General features: G+C 72.5%; 14 protein-coding genes. 7 read left to right on the top strand and 7 right to left on the bottom strand.

From position 1 onward, the window contains the following. Positions 1 to 19: 19 nt before the first annotated feature. Complete coding sequence (locus ACTOQ2_RS22980) at positions 20 to 250, top strand: DUF7455 domain-containing protein (protein ID WP_030920243.1); 231 nt, start codon at positions 20 to 22, stop codon at positions 248 to 250. 17 nt (positions 251 to 267) lie between these two features. On the opposite strand, the gene ACTOQ2_RS22975 is transcribed toward ACTOQ2_RS22980, so the two are convergent. Then, positions 268 to 1,026 carry a GNAT family N-acetyltransferase gene (locus ACTOQ2_RS22975; protein ID WP_440102026.1) on the bottom strand — a complete coding sequence of 253 codons (759 nt, stop codon included), beginning with the start codon at positions 1,024 to 1,026 and terminating at the stop codon, positions 268 to 270. 46 nt (positions 1,027 to 1,072) lie between these two features. Here ACTOQ2_RS22975 and ACTOQ2_RS22970 point away from each other — a divergent pair, with 46 nt between their 5' ends. Then, the gene (locus ACTOQ2_RS22970; RefSeq protein WP_440102024.1) at positions 1,073 to 1,813 is read left to right on the top strand and encodes a YaaA family protein; all 741 of its coding nucleotides are present in this window, start codon (positions 1,073 to 1,075) and stop codon (positions 1,811 to 1,813) included. 77 nt (positions 1,814 to 1,890) lie between these two features. On the opposite strand, the gene ACTOQ2_RS22965 is transcribed toward ACTOQ2_RS22970, so the two are convergent. The 3 genes from ACTOQ2_RS22965 to ACTOQ2_RS22955 all read right to left on the bottom strand — a co-directional run bounded on the left by ACTOQ2_RS22965 (position 1,891) and on the right by ACTOQ2_RS22955 (position 6,965). After that, positions 1,891 to 2,856: a hypothetical protein gene (locus tag ACTOQ2_RS22965; protein ID WP_440064647.1), complete on the bottom strand. Its 966-nt coding sequence runs from the start codon at positions 2,854 to 2,856 to the stop codon at positions 1,891 to 1,893. Between the two features lie 109 nt (positions 2,857 to 2,965). Then, the gene (locus ACTOQ2_RS22960) at positions 2,966 to 4,627 is read right to left on the bottom strand and encodes an RNA polymerase sigma factor (RefSeq protein ID WP_440102022.1); all 1,662 of its coding nucleotides are present in this window, start codon (positions 4,625 to 4,627) and stop codon (positions 2,966 to 2,968) included. A 244-nt stretch (positions 4,628 to 4,871) separates the two neighbouring features. Continuing rightward, positions 4,872 to 6,965 carry a SpoIIE family protein phosphatase gene (locus ACTOQ2_RS22955; protein WP_440064650.1) on the bottom strand — a complete coding sequence of 698 codons (2,094 nt, stop codon included), beginning with the start codon at positions 6,963 to 6,965 and terminating at the stop codon, positions 4,872 to 4,874. Between the two features lie 683 nt (positions 6,966 to 7,648). Between ACTOQ2_RS22955 and ACTOQ2_RS22950 the strand changes: the two genes are divergently transcribed. The 5 genes from ACTOQ2_RS22950 to ACTOQ2_RS22930 all read left to right on the top strand — a co-directional run bounded on the left by ACTOQ2_RS22950 (position 7,649) and on the right by ACTOQ2_RS22930 (position 11,894). Beyond that, positions 7,649 to 7,837: a hypothetical protein gene (locus tag ACTOQ2_RS22950; RefSeq protein WP_440064651.1), complete on the top strand. Its 189-nt coding sequence runs from the start codon at positions 7,649 to 7,651 to the stop codon at positions 7,835 to 7,837. A 203-nt stretch (positions 7,838 to 8,040) separates the two neighbouring features. After that, positions 8,041 to 9,552: a hypothetical protein gene (locus tag ACTOQ2_RS22945; RefSeq protein WP_440064782.1), complete on the top strand. Its 1,512-nt coding sequence runs from the start codon at positions 8,041 to 8,043 to the stop codon at positions 9,550 to 9,552. Between the two features lie 7 nt (positions 9,553 to 9,559). Next, the gene (locus ACTOQ2_RS22940) at positions 9,560 to 10,315 is read left to right on the top strand and encodes a LamB/YcsF family protein (RefSeq protein ID WP_440064652.1); all 756 of its coding nucleotides are present in this window, start codon (positions 9,560 to 9,562) and stop codon (positions 10,313 to 10,315) included. After that, positions 10,312 to 10,938, top strand: coding sequence for a 5-oxoprolinase subunit B family protein (locus ACTOQ2_RS22935; RefSeq protein WP_440064653.1), 627 nt, complete (start codon positions 10,312 to 10,314; stop codon positions 10,936 to 10,938). The genes ACTOQ2_RS22940 and ACTOQ2_RS22935 overlap by 4 nt, the downstream gene beginning before the upstream one ends. Beyond that, complete coding sequence (locus ACTOQ2_RS22930; RefSeq protein WP_440102020.1) at positions 10,935 to 11,894, top strand: biotin-dependent carboxyltransferase family protein; 960 nt, start codon at positions 10,935 to 10,937, stop codon at positions 11,892 to 11,894. Before ACTOQ2_RS22935 ends, ACTOQ2_RS22930 begins: the two co-directional genes overlap by 4 nt. A 104-nt stretch (positions 11,895 to 11,998) precedes the next feature. Here the strand turns inward: ACTOQ2_RS22930 and ACTOQ2_RS22925 are convergent, their stop codons facing one another. The 3 genes from ACTOQ2_RS22925 to ACTOQ2_RS22915 all read right to left on the bottom strand — a co-directional run bounded on the left by ACTOQ2_RS22925 (position 11,999) and on the right by ACTOQ2_RS22915 (position 17,177). Beyond that, positions 11,999 to 13,087 (bottom strand): DNA glycosylase AlkZ-like family protein, encoded by a 1,089-nt coding sequence (locus tag ACTOQ2_RS22925; protein ID WP_440102019.1) that lies wholly within the window; start codon positions 13,085 to 13,087, stop codon positions 11,999 to 12,001. 54 nt (positions 13,088 to 13,141) lie between these two features. After that, positions 13,142 to 14,851 (bottom strand): ABC transporter family substrate-binding protein, encoded by a 1,710-nt coding sequence (locus tag ACTOQ2_RS22920; RefSeq protein WP_440102017.1) that lies wholly within the window; start codon positions 14,849 to 14,851, stop codon positions 13,142 to 13,144. A 166-nt stretch (positions 14,852 to 15,017) separates the two neighbouring features. Continuing rightward, positions 15,018 to 17,177: a dipeptide ABC transporter ATP-binding protein gene (locus ACTOQ2_RS22915; RefSeq protein ID WP_440102089.1), complete on the bottom strand. Its 2,160-nt coding sequence runs from the start codon at positions 17,175 to 17,177 to the stop codon at positions 15,018 to 15,020.

Below are 17,177 nucleotides of genomic sequence, written 5' to 3'. Positions count from 1 at the left end.
ATGACCTGAAAGGCGATACGTGACTGGAACCCTCGCCCCCGCCAAGCAGCTCACAGCTGCTGACCGCTGTGACCGGTGCGGCGCCCAGGCTTACATCCGCGCGACCCTGCCCGTAGGTGGGGAGCTGCTGTTCTGCGCCCACCACGGGCGGCAGCACGTGGCCGTGCTGAGAGACAAGGGCGCCAACATCCAGGACGAGTCCGCTCGTCTCAGCGACGCCCCGGCAACGGCAGGCAACGACGAACGATAACCAGACGAATGGAGCCATCATCGGACCCGGTAGTGATATCGGCCCGCCACCGTGAAGCCCTGCCGCTCGTAGAGCGCCCTGGCAGCGGTGTTCGACTCCACTACGACTAAATATGCCCGCTGTGTGCCCTGCGCCCGCGCATGCGAGAGCAGGGCACGCAACATCTTCCGTCCATGCCCCCGGCGCCGCGCGTGCGGCAGTACGGCCATGGAGTAGATCCCGAACCACTCCCCCTGGACCACGCCCCGTCCCACGGCCTCCCGGCCGAGCGAGGCGTATACGGCGGGCACACCGGTGAGGATCCGCGCGGCCGTCACCAGACCGTCGCCACCGAACCTCCCGTCCACGCTCCACCAGGCGTCCAGCCACGCCTGCGAGGGCGCCTCAGCGAGCTCGACCCTCTCCCCGGCCCCGTCATGCTCTCCGGCCTCCCACGAGCCTCCGGGCTCCTCAGGCGGCCCGCCCCCGGGCGCGAGGCACGCCGTCATGATCAATGTGGGGTCCACCACCCGGTAGCCGCGCGCCCGCAGCGACGCGTCCAGGCCGGGCGTGGCGCCGCCCCCCACCGAGAAGACACAGGGCAGGCCCCGGTCGGCGTAGAACTTCTCGGCTCTCTCGATGCCCGCTTGAAGATCCTCCGGCTCGCCCAGCGGCAGCACGGAGTTGGCCCGCTTGGTCACCCCGTCCGCGGCGCGCAGCGTCCAGCCTCCGGCCTCCACCCGCTGGATCGCCGGCCAGGCCTGGTCGACCAGCCGGTCGAAGACCTCATCGATCATGCTGAAGGATCCTAACCCCCCGATCGTCCCACTACGCTCGGCGACTGTGCTGATTCTGCTGCCTCCGTCCGAGGGGAAGGCCGCGCGGGGCGACGGCCCGGCCCTCGACCTGTCCGGACTGAGCTTTCCCGCTCTCGGCTCGCCCAGGGAGACCGTCCTGGACGCGCTCACCGAGCTGTGCCGGGACCCTGCCGCGCGGGACACCCTCGGCCTGTCGCCGGGACAGGCCGGTGAGGTCGGCAGGAACCTGCTCCTGCGGACCGCGCCGACGCTGGCCGCGGCCGACCTGTACACCGGCGTGCTCTACGACAACCTCGGCCTGGCCTCGCTGTCCCCCGAGGCGGCGGCACGGGCCTCGGAGAGCCTGCTGATCTTCTCCGGCCTCTGGGGCCTGCTGCGGATCGGCGACCGCGTGCCGCCGTACCGGCTGTCGATGGGGGTGCGGCTGCCGCCGCTCGGCGGCCTGGGCGCCTTCTGGCGCCGGTCGGTCACGCCGCTGCTCGACGCCGAGCCCGGCCTGGTCGTGGACCTGCGCTCCAGCACGTACGCGGCGGCGTGGCAGCCGGGCGGGCGGGCGGTGGCGGTCCGGGTGCTCAGGGACGGGAAGGTGGTCAGCCACATGGCCAAGGCCACCCGCGGCGTGATCGCCCGCTCCCTGCTTGAGGGGGGCCTCGATCCGGGGAGCCCCGAGGAGCTCGCCAAGGTTCTGGATCACCTGGGCCACTCCGTCGTCCTCGGCGCGCCGCCCGCCGGGAAACGGCCGTGGACGCTCGACGTCATGGTGTGATCCTCCGCGGGCGCGCCGGGGCCGCGCCGGGGACGGGATCCGGCGTGTCCCGCCGCGCCTGAGGACCCCGGCCGGGTTCACGCCGCGACGAGGTGGAGCCGCCCGCAGGCCCGCTGGAACTGCTGGGCGGGATCTCCGAGGTAGGACCACGGCAACCGGCTGACCCTGCCTCCCGTCCGCATCAGGTGCCCGCGCGCGGGCCGCCGCAGGTCGGCGAGGTAGAAGGCGGCTCCGAACAGGTTGTGCGCCTCGACCGACCGGGGATGGCCGTCCCGGCCCGGCCAGCGACCCGAGTGCGAGACGACCTCGCGCAGCGCCTCGTCGGAGAACCAGCCGCCGCGCGACATCGGCGACCGCTCGGCGGCCACCCGCTCGAAGTGGGCCAACGGCATCAGGGACGCCATCGGATCCCCGTCCGGCGCCCGCGAGACGGCCTGCCTGGCGAACTCCAGCATCTCCTGGGCACTGCCGCCCCAGGCGGGGGACAGCATCATGAGCCGGGCCACGTTGGCCGGGAACAGCGTCGGATAACGGCGAACGGCCTCGTACCAGACCGCGTCCTTCTCCTGACGCGGCCGGTCGAGACCGAGGTAGAGCCACATGATCGACTCCCAGGGCACCGGATCGGACGGCTCGAGCGACGCCGCGGTGAAAAGCGGCCCCCTGGCCGACTCCATCGCCTGCTGGAACGCCTGCACGCGCCGCGCCTGCACGGCCCGCGCCCTGGCATCCGGCTTGATCGTCCAGGCTTCCTCGATGCGGGTGCGCCCGAGCCAGAGCCAGAGGTCGGGATTGGCCCGGTCGCGGGCCGCCAACGCCTCTATGGCACGGCTGTGGCCGACGGCCGCCCTGGCCAGCGCCTCGACCCTGAGCGCGCGCCTCTCCGGATCGCCGCGAGCCGCGCCGATCGTGATCGGACCGGCCTCGAACGCCTTCCGGCGGACCGCGGCGACCGCGTCGTCGAGCATCGCGTCCGCCCACGGACGATCGACGATCACCTGCAGCCCCCGGGCGCGAATCCTGTCAGCCTCGGCCACACCCATGAGGCGGCAGCCTAGAAGTCCGTTTCACCCGACGTGCTACCGACCCGTTACACCGGCGTTAACGACAAAGGGTCCGCACCGTACGGTGCGGACCCTTTGTCAGGAAGGATCAGTCGAGATAGTCGCGCAGCACCTGCGACCGGGACGGGTGGCGGAGCTTGGACATCGTCTTGGACTCGATCTGCCGGATGCGCTCGCGCGTCACCCCGTAGACCTTGCCGATCTCGTCCAGCGTCTTCGGCTGACCGTCGGTCAGGCCGAACCGCATCGAGACCACGCCCGCCTCGCGCTCGGACAGCGTGTCCAGAACGGAGTGGAGCTGCTCCTGCAGAAGCGTGAAACTGACCGCGTCCGCGGGAACGATGGCCTCGGAGTCCTCGATGAGGTCACCGAACTCGCTGTCCCCCTCCTCACCCAGCGGGGTGTGCAGGGAGATCGGCTCGCGACCGTACTTCTGGACCTCGACGACCTTCTCGGGGGTCATGTCGAGCTCGCGCGCCAGCTCCTCCGGGGTGGGCTCGCGGCCCAGGTCCTGGAGCATCTGCCGCTGGACGCGGGCCAGCTTGTTGATCACTTCGACCATGTGGACCGGGATGCGGATGGTCCGCGCCTGATCGGCCATGGCACGGGTGATCGCCTGCCGGATCCACCACGTGGCGTAGGTGGAGAACTTGTAGCCCTTGGTGTAGTCGAACTTCTCGACCGCGCGGATCAGGCCCAGGTTGCCCTCCTGGATCAGGTCCAGGAAGAGCATGCCGCGCCCCGTGTAGCGCTTGGCCAGCGAGACCACGAGGCGGAGGTTGGCCTCCAGCAGGTGGTTCTTGGCCCGGCGGCCGTCCTCGGCGATCCACTCCAGCTCGGCGCGGACGTCGACCGGGAGCTTCTCGCCGTCGGTGCCGAGCTGCTCCTCGGCGAACAGGCCGGCCTCGATGCGCTTGGCGAGCTCGACCTCCTGCTCGGCGTTGAGCAGCGGAACCTTGCCGATCTGCTTGAGGTAGTCCTTGACCGGGTCCGCGGTGGCACCGGCGGCGGCGACCTGGGGAACCGGGGCGTCATCGTCGTCGTCGGTGAGGATGAGGACCTCGTCCTCGTTCACCTCGACGACCTCGACCTTGGGCTCCTCCTCGGCCTCGGCCTCGGCCTCCACCTCCACCTCGGCTTCGACCTCCACCTCCACCTCGACCTCGGCCACGGCCTCCAGGTCGAAGTCCTCGATCTCGACGTCCTCGAGGTCGATGACCTCGTCGTCGTCACCGGTGACCGGCTTCGGCGCGGACGCCGGAGCGGGGCCCCCGGCCTCGGGCCCGGCCTTCTTCGGCGGCGGGGCGGGAACCGGCTTCTTGGCGGCCGGGGCGACCTTCTTGGCCGGGGCCGCCTTGGCGGGGGCCGCCGGCTTCTTGGCCGCGGTCGCGGCGGACTCGGAGCCGCTGACGACCGCGGTGACGGTCTCCGGCTGCTCCTTGGCCGCCGCGGCGGTCTTGGTCTTCTTGACGGCCGCGGGCGCGGCCGGGGCAGTGCGGCGCTTGGCGGGAGTGCGGGGCTTCTTGGGAGCCGCGGAGTCCTCGGCGGTCAGCCGTACTGTGATGCCCTCTTTGCTGAGGCTTCGCAGGATTCCAGCGACCTGCGCCATCGGAATGTCCGCTTCCTCGACGGCCTTGCGGACATCCTCGGACTCGAGGAACCCCTGCGAGCGCCCCCGCTCCATCAGCTGCTGAATGACGGGCTCGTTCAGCTCGGATGGCTTCGAGCGAGTCGAACTTGCAGGCGACACGAACACCTCTCGAAGGAAAGCGTGACGAGAATGGACCCAGATGCCCAACTAGGGGCAGTTTTACCTCTAGTTGTGATTAACGAGGCCGCGCGAACCGCGACGCACCTGTCCAGCATTGTGGCATGACACCGTGATCCATACGGCCGCCTCCTGGCGGTTGCCCTCCACCCTAGGCCGACCAAGAGAGTAGTGCGTACGGAAGCGAGGCACCGATACCCGAAAGCAACCGTTATGACTGTTTCATTCAGTCACTCTTCGTGGCGAGAGGAACGTGAATCGCGAGCACCGTGACGTCGTCATCCTGCTCATACCCGGACAGCATGCGATCTACAAGAAAATCTAGCAACATGTGGGGGCTTCCCACCACTTCGGCTGGCGCTTCGGTCACAACAGAGCAAAGATCGGCAAGTCCGGCATCGAGACCACGCTTCCGGTTCTCGACCAGACCGTCCGAATACAGGACAGCGGTGTGACCCGGCGGGACGCAGAACCTGAACTGCCGGCGGCTCGTGGGCCAGCCCAGCGGGGTGCCGGGCTCGCCGTCGCACAGCAACGGCACGCCCTGCGGGGAGACCAGCAGGGGCGGCGGGTGCCCGGCGAGCGCCAGCGTGCCCTCTCCGGTGCCCGGCTCGACGACCATGTAGGCGAGGGTCGTGACCTGCTCCTCCTCCTCGGTGGCCTCGAAGACCCTGTCGAGGCCGGTGAGCACCGCCGCGGGCGGCGGGTTGGTCAGCGCCAGGGCCCGCATGGCGTTGCGGATACGGCCCATCCCGGCCGCGGCCTTGACGCCCTTGCCCATGACGTCGCCGACCACCGCCGCGACCCGGCCGTCCTGGAGCACGAACGCGTCGTACCAGTCGCCGCCGACCTGCACGTGGCGGCTTCCCGAGCGGAACCGCTGGGCGAGGACCAGGCCCCGGACCACCGGCAGGCGGTCGGGCAGCAGGCTGCGCTGGAGCGTCTCGGCCGTGCGATGCTCGCGCTCGAACAGGGTGGCCCGCTCCACGGCGAGGGCGCACTGCCCCGCGAGAGCCTCCAGGAACACCCCGTCCTCCTGGGAGATCTTCTGCGGGCGGGTGAAGGAGAACCTCAGCGCGCCGAGCGCGCGACCTGCGGCCAGCAGCGGCAGGCCCACCCAGGCCCGCTCGTCGCTGTGGGCGATGAATCCGGTGATGGCCTCGTTGTCGCCACCCGCGTCGACCAGCTGGGACCGCAGGCTTTCCGGCGACTCGGCGAAGACCGGGCGCCGGCTGTTGACCGCCATGGTCATCACGCTGGAGTGCGACAGCGGGATCTCCTCCCCGGGCGCACCGGGGACGTCGGGGATGCCGCCGCTGTTGACCAGCTTCAGCGCGGCCCGGTCGACGTCGAGCAGCGCCACGGCCGAGCGGTCGGCCGCCAGCGCGGTGCGGCCCACGTCGATGATGACCTGGACCACCTGCTCGACGGTGAGCGCCTCGGCGAGCATCGCCGTGGCGCCCTGCAAGCGCGCGGTCCGCAGGGCCGCGGCGCCGAGCTGGTCGGTCAGGCGGCCGCGCATCTCCTCGGCCTCGCGCTGCGGGGTGACGTCGGTGTTGGCGCCCACCCACTCGACGACCCGGTTGTGCCGGATGATCGGGACGGCGCGCACCTCGAAGTGCCGGTAGCCGCTGGCCCGGGTGCGGACCCGGTAGCTCCACTCGAACATGATCCGGCCGCGCAGCGCCTCGCGCCACGCCTCCTCGGTGTGCGGGCGGTCATCGGGGTGGACGGCCTCCAGCCAGCCGTGGGTGAGGTATTCCTCGAGCCCCTGGCCGGTGATGGCCCGCCACTGCGGCGCGTCCTCCTCCACGACGCCGTTGGGCGCGGTGATCCACACGAGCTGGGACTGGGCCTCGACCAGCGAGCGGTAGCGCTCCTCGCTGCGCCTGAGGTCCTCCTCGACCTGCCTGCTGTCGGTGATGTCGACGCCGACCAGGCAGATCGCGCGGAGCGCGCCCTTGTCGTCGTGGATCGGGGAGAAGGTCAGCGACCAGTGGTGGGTCCGCCCGTCGGCGGTGCGCACGCGGATCCGCTGGTCGCCCTCGACCTCGGCCCCCGCGACGATGCCGCGCACCGAACCCTCGATCAGGGCGGTCAGGTCGGCGGAGAGCAGCTCGCCGGGGGCCCGGCCGACCAGGCGCTCGGCGGGCAGGCCGACCACGTCGGCGAAGACCTCGTCGACGCGCTCGAAGCGGCCGTCGGGGTCGAAGAACGCGAAGGCGAACGGCGACTGTGACAGCAGGCCCTGCAGCAGGCCGGAGTCTGAGATGTCCACACCCGACTCCCGGGGACGGGGCACGGAGGTTTCGGCGCTCATGGTCGGCACCTCCGTCGCGTGCCAGGGTCTCCCACGAGGCACATCTCCAAACTTGCGAATTGGCGTAGCGCGGCTCCGGGGGACCGGATCCTGGAGTACATCATCGGCGATGGGCAGGTGCGGACGGAAGCCCCGCCCAGGATGCGGTCCGCGCACCCCGGGAACCCTGGGAATCCCGCCGCTCCGATCACCGGAACCCTCGCACCGGCGCGAGGGGGCCCCCGCACGAGCGCCGACCGGCCGGCGTTGTGCCTCCGAACGTTTGCGGCCAGGACCATAGCAGGATCGGGCCGGACCGTCCCGGCAACTGCCCACCTCATCTCCGTCGGGCTTGCAGGCGAGATCAGGCTACTGACTCGCCGTCAATTCGGCTCCCTGTTCGGGGACACTCGCTTACTCCCCTGTTGCAGGATTCAGTCAAGACACGGGGCCAGCTTTCCATATCACGGCGCCGAGGGTTGACACTCCCGAGATAAGTTGTGGAATGAAAACGCACGTCCTCGCCGACACATCCGGGGGATGCCCCCGGGAAACTCCGGAGGAATGCGACATCCATGCCCGTTTTGACTACCCGCTTCGCCGGGCCCTCCCCGACCCTCGCCGCGCCTTCAGCGCCCTCAGCGCCCTCAGCATCCTCGGCGCCCTCAGCATCCTCGGCGCCTCCGACGGTCCTCCACGAGCCGGTGACCTCTCACCTGGCCGCCGAGTTCCTGACGGTTCCCGTCGACACCGTCGACAGGTGCGTGGCCGACGTCTGCGCCTGTGCCGAGCATCTCGGCATCGAGGCGACGGCCGAGGTCGTCGAGCGCGTCGCCCGCGAGCATTTGCTCGCCCTCGTCAACTCCGCGCCGCCTCCCCGCGGTCCCCGGTAGCATCGGGAGCACCCGGCCGTCTTCTACGCACCGTTTGGACCGGGAATGCGAGAAGGTTGGGACGTGAGCGAGGGAAGCGAGCGGGCCAATCGACGCGGCGGCGTCCGCGATGGGCTCGCGCGCCCGACGGGGGAGGCTGCTTGAGCCGGCGACATCGTCGAGACCTTAGGGAGAGCCAGTCCCCCGAGGCGGTCTTCTCCGAGATGTTGCTCGCCGCTCGCGAGCTGCTGGCCGTACGCAGCCCGCTGGACGCCGAGCTCATGGTCTCCGACATGGTCGGAGCGTGGTGGGGGCGCCGGCTGCGACGCGGGGACGCCGAGCAGGTCCTCGGCGAGGGCCTGGTCGACTACGCGGCCAAGGCCGGCTCGCCCGCCGCGCTCACCCTGCTCATCGCGCTGGCCTACCTCGGCACGGCCCGCCAGGCCGCCAAGGCGGAGGGCGCCGCGCTGGCGCTCATGGAGCGCGGCGTGGCCAGGCCCCGCTGGGCCGACCGGCTGGGCGTGGTCAAGACGAACGGCTGCTTCGTCTCCCGCGACGCGTACGGCGACCAGGACACCGTCGTGTGCACCTTCGGCTACCGGGGTGCCGACAGCGTCGAGGACCGGCACGCGCTGGTGGTGATCGTCGACTACAACATGCGCGGCATCGCCCGCGACGCCTGGGTCTCCTCACACGTGGACAAGCTGCTGGAGCAGGCCAGGGCCGAGGCCGAGGGCAACCCGATGCTCAGGTTCGGGGAGATCGAGCCGCAGCAGGCCAGGGCGCTGCTCGAATCGGCCATGAAGGCCACCGCCGAGTACGGCCAACGCAGGACGTCCGCGCCGGTCAGCGACAGCTACAGCGCCTACCACGCGTTCGCCAGGTCCCGGATCAAGGCGCTGCCGCCCGGCAGGAAGCGGCCGGCCCCGCTGCACAGCGAGGCCCCCTACAGCCGCGACCGCCGGGCGATGCTGGCGGCCGAGTTCCTCTCCTCGGACGCGGCCGAGCACCTGTCCGACCCCTCGGCGGCCTCCCGGTGCGCCGACCACATCATCGACTACGGCTGCGACCAGGATTTCGGCCGCCCGCTCCGGGTTAGCCCGACCAAGTGCGAGACGTTCCTCCTCGACTGGCTGCCGCGCAAGGTGATGCTCACCACCGCCGAGCAGGAGGCGGTGCCGCACGTGCTGGGCGCGTGGGCGCGGTTCGCCGCCGGCCGGACCGGCCTGCCCGACGAGGGGCTGCGGGCCACGCTCGACGCGGTCTGGGAGGCGACCGGCAAGTTCGCGGAGTCCTACCGCGACCCGACGACCTTCGGGCTCGACCGCGACCTGCTCGACCGGCTGCTGCCGGACGGCGACCTGTCGGCACTGGCCAGGCGGGTGTTCGCGTTCCCCTTCCTGCAGGGCACGCACGGCGAGATCAAGCTCAGCCTGCTCAACCCGGCCGACGACACCGACCGGCGGATCCTGCTGGGCATCGACCACGCCGGTGAGCTCGACCGGCGCGACTACGACGAGCACCTCGCCTGGCACGAGGAGATCGCCGCCCGGCTCTGGGAGGGCGACCCGCCGCAGCTCTGGGAGGCGGCGCAGCGGCTGCTGGACCTGGGCCACGACCGGCACGACGTGCTGCACGTGCTGATCGAGATCGCCGAGCGCATCGGGGACGACCCCGAGGAACTGGCCATCGCCCTCGATGACATCGCGGACATTCCCGACGAACCCCCGGTGTAGGTGAGCCATGGTGATCGATCTCAACGCCGATCTGGGCGAGGGCTTCGGGATCTGGCAGCTGGGCGACGACGAGGCCCTGCTCGACATCGTGACCAGCGCCAACGTCGCCTGCGGATTCCACGCGGGCGACCCACTGAACATCCGCCGCACGTGCGCGGCGGCGGTCGACCGGGGGGTGGCGATCGGCGCCCAGGTGTCCTACCGGGACCTGGCCGGGTTCGGCCGCCGCGAGATGGACGTCGACCCCGAGGAGCTCTGCGCCGAGATTCTCTACCAGCTGGGGGCGGTGGACGGCATCGCCAGGGCGATGGGCGGCCGGGTCTCCTACGTCAAGCCGCACGGCGCGCTGTACAACCGGATCTGCCGCGACCCCGAGCAGGCCGGGGCCGTCGTGGCGGCGGTCGCCGACTACGACCGGGGCCTGCCGCTGCTGACCCTGCCCGGCTCGGTCGTCCACGAGATCGCCGCCGGGGAGGGGGTCACCACCGTCGTCGAGGCCTTCGCCGACCGCGCCTACACCGGCGCGGGAACGCTGGTCTCCCGCCGCTCCCCCGGCGCGGTGCTGCACGACCCCGGCACGGTCGCGGACCGGGCCGTGCGGATGGCGACCGAGTGGGTGGTCGAGGCGGTGGACGGCTCGCGGGTCCCCGTCGAGGCGCGCTCGATCTGCGTGCACGGCGACACCCCCGGCGCCGTGCTGATGGCCCGCGCCGTCCGCGACGGCCTGGTGGACGCCGGAGTGACGCTGAGGTCCTTCACGTGAGGATCCGGCGGACCGGGGAGCACGCGCTGCTGGTGGAGACCGGCTCGCTGGAGGTCTCCCACCGGCTGGACGCCCTGCTGCGGGCCGACCGGCCCCCCGGGGTGGTCGAGATCGTGCCCGGCCCCGTCACGGTCCTCGTCACCGCGCCGGGAGCCGACCCGGCGCGCCTGCGGGAGGAACTCTCCCGCCTGCTGGACACGGCGTCCGCCGCGGACGCGACGGTGGCCGCGGACGCCCTCGAGGTGGTCCTTCCCGTCGTGTACGACGGCGCCGACCTCGACGACGTCGCCGCGCTGAGCGGGCTCTCCCCCGGGGAGGTGGTCGAGCGGCACACCGGGCGGGAGCTGGTGGTGGGCTGGCTGGGCTTCGCCCCCGGGTTCGCCTACCTCACGGGGCTGGACCCGGCGCTGCACGTCCCCCGGCTGGACACCCCGCGGACCTCGGTGCCCGCCGGGGCGGTGGCGGTCGCCGGCCCCTACTCGGCGGTCTACCCCTCGGCCTCCCCCGGTGGATGGCGGCTGCTCGGCCGCTCCGCGACAGCGGTGTGGGACGTGGCCGCCGAGCCGCCCGCCCTGCTCACCCCGGGGACGCGGGTGCGGTTCCTGGCGGTCGGCGAGCCATGATCGAGGTGATCGCTCCGGGGCCGTACGCCACCGTGCAGGATCTCGGGCGGCCGGGGTACGCCCATCTCGGCGTGCCCCGCTCGGGTGCGGCGGACGAGCCGAGCCTGCGGCTGTCCAACCGCCTGGTCGGCAACCCGGAGGGGGCCGCGGGGATCGAGCTCACCCTCGGCGGCGCCCGGCTGCGCCTCACCGCCGGGGCCTGGGTCGCCGTCACCGGCGCGGCCTGCCCTGTGGACCTCGTACGACCGCGCGCGACGGTCCCTGGCGGGACGGTCCTGGCCGCCGCGGGCGGGGCGTCCGTGAGCGGAGCGTCCACAGGCGGCACCTCCCCGGGCGAGACGATCCGGCGCGTGACGGTCTCTCAGGGGATGTGCGCGCCCTTCTGGGTCCCGGCGGGCGGCGAGCTGTGTCTGGGCATGCCCGGGGTCGGCCTGCGCACCTACGTCGCCGTCCGGGGCGGCGTCGAGGCGCCCGTCACGATGGGCAGCCGCTCGACCGACTCGCTCTCCGGGCTCGGCCCGGCCCCTCTCGCCGCCGGGACGGTCCTGCCGGTGGGACCGACCGGCGGGCTGCCGCCGATCACCGTGGACGCGGCGCCGCGGCCGGGGCCCGGGGCGGGTGTGCTGCGGGTCCTGCCGGGTCCCCGGGACGACTGGTTCGCCCCCGGAGCCCTGGCCACCCTGTGCGCGGGGCCGTACGAGGTCAGCCAGGACAGCAACCGGGTGGGCGTGCGGGTGCGCGGCGCCCGCCTGGAGCGTGCCCGGCAGGGGGAGCTGCCCAGCGAGGGCATGGTGGCCGGAGCGGTGCAGGTGCCGCCCAGCGGCCAGCCGATCGTGTTCCTCGCCGACCATCCGCCGACCGGCGGCTACCCGGTCATCGCCGTCCTGACCTCGGCGAGCCTCGCCGGGGCCGCCCAGCTCCGTCCCGGCGACCGGGTGCGCTTCCGCCTCGCCTGACCGCCCGGCGGCCGGATCCCGCCGGGCGTGCGGCGATCCGGCGCCGATGGGTCGCCGGCGAGCCACGGTGGTGCGGCGTCGCGGGCTTGGCCCGGCGGCCCCGGTCAGCGCAGGAGGGCGCAGACCCGTTCGATCTCGGCGGCGAGGGCGGCGGCGGGGACCTCCTCCAGGAGATCGACCGTGATCTTCCCGTCCCTCGCCTCCCAGACCCCGGCCACCCGGCCCCGGTGGATCACGACCGGGGAGATCCAGCCGGCGGCCCGGCTGACCTTCGCCCTCGCCTCGGCGGGCAGAAGGGGCTCCAGGTCGCGCGGGGCGGCCAGGATGTACTGGTCGAAGCCGGGCAGGAGGTGGACCCCGGTGGCGGGCCGGGTCGCGGCCAGGTCGTCGAGGTGCTCGGCGAGCACGACCATCGGCCGGCCGTCCACCTCGATCTCGGCCAGCTCGGGGGTGAGGTCGCGGAACCAGCCGCGCAGCGTCGCCTTGCGGACGGCCCCCCGGTAGAGCCAGCCGTCGAACGTCTCGGGGGCACCGGGGCCGTGGGCGCCGAGGAAGGAGCGGAGCAGGCGCACCCCGCTCTCCTCCGCCGTGGGAAGCTCGCCGGGCCAGCCGGGCACCTGGTCGCGGGGGCTGGCGAAGGTCACCCGGCCCTCGCGCGGCGGGCCGTGGCAGAGCTCGCCGAGGAAGCTCAGCGGCTTGAGCAGGGCGCCCCAGCCCGAGGTGAGCGCCTCCCGCAGGTGGGCGTCGCCGGTGACCCCGATCACCCCGTCGACCAGCTCCTCGCGGGTGAGGACGCGGCCGGCGAGCGCCTTGGGCGCGGCGTCGAGGATGGCGGCGACCTCGGAGGCGGTGACGCCGTGGCCGCGCTGCCAGGAGCCCTTGTCCCAGGTGCGGAACGAGCCGAGGACGGCCGCGTAGGAGGCCAGCTCGTCGGCGGGGACGAGGTGCAGGGTGCCGCGCGCCGTCCAGGTCTTGACCAGGCTGCGGTCTCGCCACAGCGCGCGGTCGATCTCACCGGGATCCGGCCGCGCGCTCCGCACGGCCACCGCCAGGGCGGCGGAGGAGGCCACCTGCGCCTGCACCCCGGCGAGTCTCCGCACCACGGACACCGCGTCGGGCCCGTCGGCCGGGTCGACGAACTGCCGCCTCAGCCGCCAGGCGAGCACCTGGGGCCAGGTCACCGAGATAGCCATGACCGACTTCTACACCGCGGCCCCGACAGAACGCGGCCCGCCGGGGATCAGGGGCTACCGGACGAAGCCGATGTCCTGGTAGCGCAGGTCGTGAAAACCGCGGGCGCCGAAGTTGGCGAGGGTGTTCTTGACCGCGACGTTCTGCGGGCGCTGGTAGAGCGTCACCACGTTGACCGCCTGCCAGATGAGTCTGTCCGCCGCGTTGGTGTCGGCGATGGCCCTGGCGTCGTCGAGGTCGGCGGTCGCCCTGTTCATCGCGGCGTCGATCCGCGGGGAGCCGATGCGGCCGAGGTTGGCGTTCCACTGCCTGGTGCCGTCGGGGCGCATGACGGCGTCGGCGTACTGGCCGTAGGAGCTGGAGACGGGAAAGGGCGTGCCCACGTACGCGAACGCGGTGATGTCGTAATTGCCGGGAATTACGTATTTGGTGAAGTAGTCGTCCCCGGGCACCGACTGCAGGGTGACCCCGACACCGATCCGGCCGAGCATGTCCTGGACGAGCTCGGCCTCGGATTTGGCGACCTGCAGTCCGGACGGCAGGACGAAGCGCAGACTCAGCTCCCTGCCGTCCTTCCTGCGGGTCTGGCCCTCCAGTTTCCAGCCCGCGGCGTCCAGCTCCTGCCCGGCCCTGCTGGGGTCGTACGTCCCGATCTCACCGGCGTTGTCCTGGTAGCCCTCCTGGGTGTTCATGAAGAAGTGGTTGTTGAGCAGGACGATCGGCCAGTCGAGGCCCTGGAGGTCCGACTGCGCGATGGCCTGGCGGTTGATACCCATCGCGACGGCCCTGCGGACCTTCGGGTCGGACAGGATAGTGCTCTCGCCGTTCATCGTGATGTGCCGGAAGTCGGGTCCGGCCGCCTGCCGCACGATCGCGTCCGGGGTGCTCCTGGCCCGCGCGTAGTCGGGCGCGGACGGGCCGACGTCGAAGGTGTCGAGCTCGCCGTTGCTGAAGGCGCCGACGAGCGCGTCGCTCTCCAGGGACCGGTAGATGATCCGGTCCAGCTTGGCCCGCTCGCCCCACCAGCGGTCGTCCCTCGCGAGGGTGACGGTCTTGGCGGTGGGGTCGAACGCGGCGAACGCGAACGGGCCCGCGGTGACCGGGACGCGGTTCAGCCAGGCGTTGTTGAACGCCTCGGGGGTGGCGTTGGTGCTCCGGGGGTACAGCGGCGCGAACAGCGACTGCCAGTCGCCGAAGGGCTTGGCGAAGGTCACCACGACCTGGTGGTCGTCCCTGCCCCTGACGACCTTCTCGATGTCCCGGTAACCGGTGGTGCTCGCCACCCGGTAGCCGGCGTCGTGGCCGTTCAGCGCCTGCCACTGGGCGCGGTAGTCCTCCCAGGTGATCGGGGTGCCGTCGGACCATCTGGCGCGCGGGTTGAGGGTCAGCGTGACGACCTGTTCGGGCTTGCGCGCGGTGACCCTGCCCTCGGACAGGTAGTCGGTGTTCGGAGAGATCTGCCCCTTGGCGTCGGAGCGGAAGGGAGAGGGCATGAGGGCGTCCATGACCTTCTTGACCGTCGCCAGGTTGCCGTCGATGTGGTTGAGGTTCCAGTTGGACGGATATTCGTTGAGTCCCCAGCGGAGCACGCCCCCGTCCGCGACCCGGTCGCGGGCGACCGGGTTGATGTCGTAGGCCCTGACCGCCGAGGCGGGCCCGCCCGGCGTCCCGCCGCCCCCGCTCCCGCATCCGGCGAGCCCCGGCACGAGGGCCAGGGCCACGGCCAGCGCGGCGGCGAGCGCGCACATGCGCCGGATCGATATCACGGTGTTCCTCCCGGGGCATACGAACGGGCGTGCGAACGGGCGTGCGGGCGCGCGTACGAATGACGGGCGACCTGTCCGGTCCCGGCGTGCGGCCGGGCATCCGGCCGGGTGTGACCGGGCGCGCGACCGGGTGGTGGACGGGTGCTCGAACGGGCGCGCGACCGGGTCATACGGCGTCGATCCTCTCGGCGAAGTGACACGAGACGCCGTGGTCGTCCCCCAGTTGCCGCACCTGGGGCTCCTCGTCCACGCAGCGCCGCCTGACGGTCTCGTCGAGCGCCTTGAACAGGGGGCAGCGCGTGCGGAAGCGGCACCCCGAGGGAGGGTCGGCCGGGCTGGGCAGGTCCCCCTCCAGCAGGACGCGCCGCCTGGAACGCTCCAGCACCGGGTCCGGCAGCGGGATCGCCGACAGCAGGGCCCGCGTGTAGGGGTGCATCGGGCTGTCGTAGACCCCGCCGGCCCGGCCGATCTCGGCGATCCTCCCCAGATACATGACCGCGACCCGGTCGGCGATGTGCCGGACCACGGCCAGGTCGTGCGCCACGAACAGGTACGACAGGCCCAGGCGGGTCCTCAGCTCCTCCAGCAGGTTGAGCACCCCCGCCTGGATGGACACATCGAGTGCCGAGACCGGCTCGTCCAGCACGACCAGCCGGGGCTCCAGGGCGAGGGCGCGGGCGATGCCGACGCGCTGGCGCTGGCCCCCGGAGAAGTCCTGCGGGTAGCGGGCGGCGTGGCCGGGCTCCAGCCCGACCAGGCCGAGCAGCTCGCCGATCCTCGGCCCCGGGTCCCGGCGGCCGTGCGCCCGCAGCGGCTCGGCGAGGATGTCGTAGACGGTCATCCTCGGATCGAGCGAGGCCAGCGGATCCTGGAAGACGACCTGCATGTCGCGCCGCACGGCCATCCGGTCGCGGGCGCCCATCCGCGAGGTGTCGCGACCCAGCACCACGATCCTGCCGCTCTGCGGCGCGGCCAGCTCCAGGATCTCCATCAGGGTGGTCGTCTTGCCGCAGCCCGACTCGCCGACCAGGCCGAGCGTCTCGCCCCCGCGGACGTCGAAGCCGACGCCGTCCACCGCGCGGACCGTGCCGACCCGCCGCCGCAGGAGCGTCCCCTTGACCAGCGGGTAGTGCTTGACCAGGTCCTCGACCGCCAGGACCACGTCGCGCTCGTCACGCGGGCGCGGCGGCTCCTCGACGGCGGGTGCGGCCGGGCCGGCCGCGGTGACCGGGGTGGTCGGGTCGCCGGGGCGCCGGGTGAGACCCGCCGCGGGGCCGCGTACGCCGTAGACCTGGGCGGGTGACCAGCCCGCCGCCTCGATCTCTCCGGAGCGCAGGCACGCCGCCAGGTGGCCGGGCGAGCCCACCGGCTCCGGTTCCGGCTCGACCTCTGCGCACTCCGGGACGGAGATCGGGCAGCGCGGCTCGAACGGGCAGCCCGGCGGCAGCGCCGCCGGTGACGGCGGGCTGCCCTCGATGGGCACCAGCGGCTGCTCCCGGCCGCGGTCGAGGCGCGGGATCGAGGCGAGCAGTCCCATGGTGTACGGCATGCGGCTGCGGTAGTAGACCTCGTCCACCGGGCCGACCTCGACGGGACGCCCGGCGTACATGACGAGGACCCGGTCGGCGAACCCGGCCACCACCCCCAGGTCGTGGGTGATGATGACGATCGCCGCGCCGGTCTCGCGCTGCGCCGTCTTCAGCACCTCCAGCACCTGCGCCTGGATGGTCACGTCGAGCGCGGTGGTCGGCTCGTCGCAGAGGATCACGTCGGGGTCGTTGGCGATCGCCATCGCGATCACCGCGCGCTGGCGCATGCCGCCGGAGAACTCGTGCGGGAACGCCCTGGCCCGCTGCGCGGCGTTGGGGATGCCGACCAGGTCGAGCAGCTCGACGGCGCGCCTGGCGGCCTGGCCGGCGCTCACCCGCTGGTGCACGCGGATCGCCTCGGCGACCTGGTCGCCGACCCGGTAGACGGGGGTGAGCGCGGAGAGCGGGTCCTGGAAGACCATCGAGACGGTCTTGCCGCGGAACGCGGTGAGCGTCCGCTCCGGGGCGCCCAGGATCTCCTGCCCGAGCAGCCGCACCGAGCCGGTGACGCGCGCGTGCGCCGGGAGCAGGCCCATCACGGCCAGCGAGGTGACCGACTTTCCTGAACCGGACTCCCCGACGACACCGAGCACCTCGCCGGGACGGACCGCGTACCCCATGCCCCTGACCGCGCGGACCGCGCCGGGACCCGAGCCGAAGGTGACGTCGAGGTCGCGCACCTCGAGCACGGGGGCGACCGGGTCAGGCGCGGCCGCACGCCCACCGGTCCCGTGGAT

The organism is Streptosporangium sp. H16, from assembly GCF_051918855.1.
Taxonomy (GTDB): Bacteria; Actinomycetota; Actinomycetes; order Streptosporangiales; family Streptosporangiaceae; genus Streptosporangium.
The sequence above is the reverse complement of the archived record's forward strand: the minus strand, read 5'-3'. Positions and strand labels throughout refer to the sequence as shown.

Bases quoted from the DNA above. Each gene is read 5' to 3' on its own strand.
- ACTOQ2_RS22975 (WP_440102026.1), bottom strand. From the start codon at position 1,026: ATGATCGATGAGGTCTTCGACCGGCTGGTCGACCAGGCCTGGCCGGCG.
- ACTOQ2_RS22965 (WP_440064647.1), bottom strand. From the start codon at position 2,856: ATGGGTGTGGCCGAGGCTGACAGGATTCGCGCCCGGGGGCTGCAGGTG.
- ACTOQ2_RS22955 (WP_440064650.1), bottom strand. From the start codon at position 6,965: ATGAGCGCCGAAACCTCCGTGCCCCGTCCCCGGGAGTCGGGTGTGGAC.
- ACTOQ2_RS22945 (WP_440064782.1), top strand. From the start codon at position 8,041: ATGTTGCTCGCCGCTCGCGAGCTGCTGGCCGTACGCAGCCCGCTGGAC.
- ACTOQ2_RS22940 (WP_440064652.1), top strand. From the start codon at position 9,560: ATGGTGATCGATCTCAACGCCGATCTGGGCGAGGGCTTCGGGATCTGG.
- ACTOQ2_RS22930 (WP_440102020.1), top strand. From the start codon at position 10,935: ATGATCGAGGTGATCGCTCCGGGGCCGTACGCCACCGTGCAGGATCTC.
- ACTOQ2_RS22925 (WP_440102019.1), bottom strand. From the start codon at position 13,087: ATGGCTATCTCGGTGACCTGGCCCCAGGTGCTCGCCTGGCGGCTGAGG.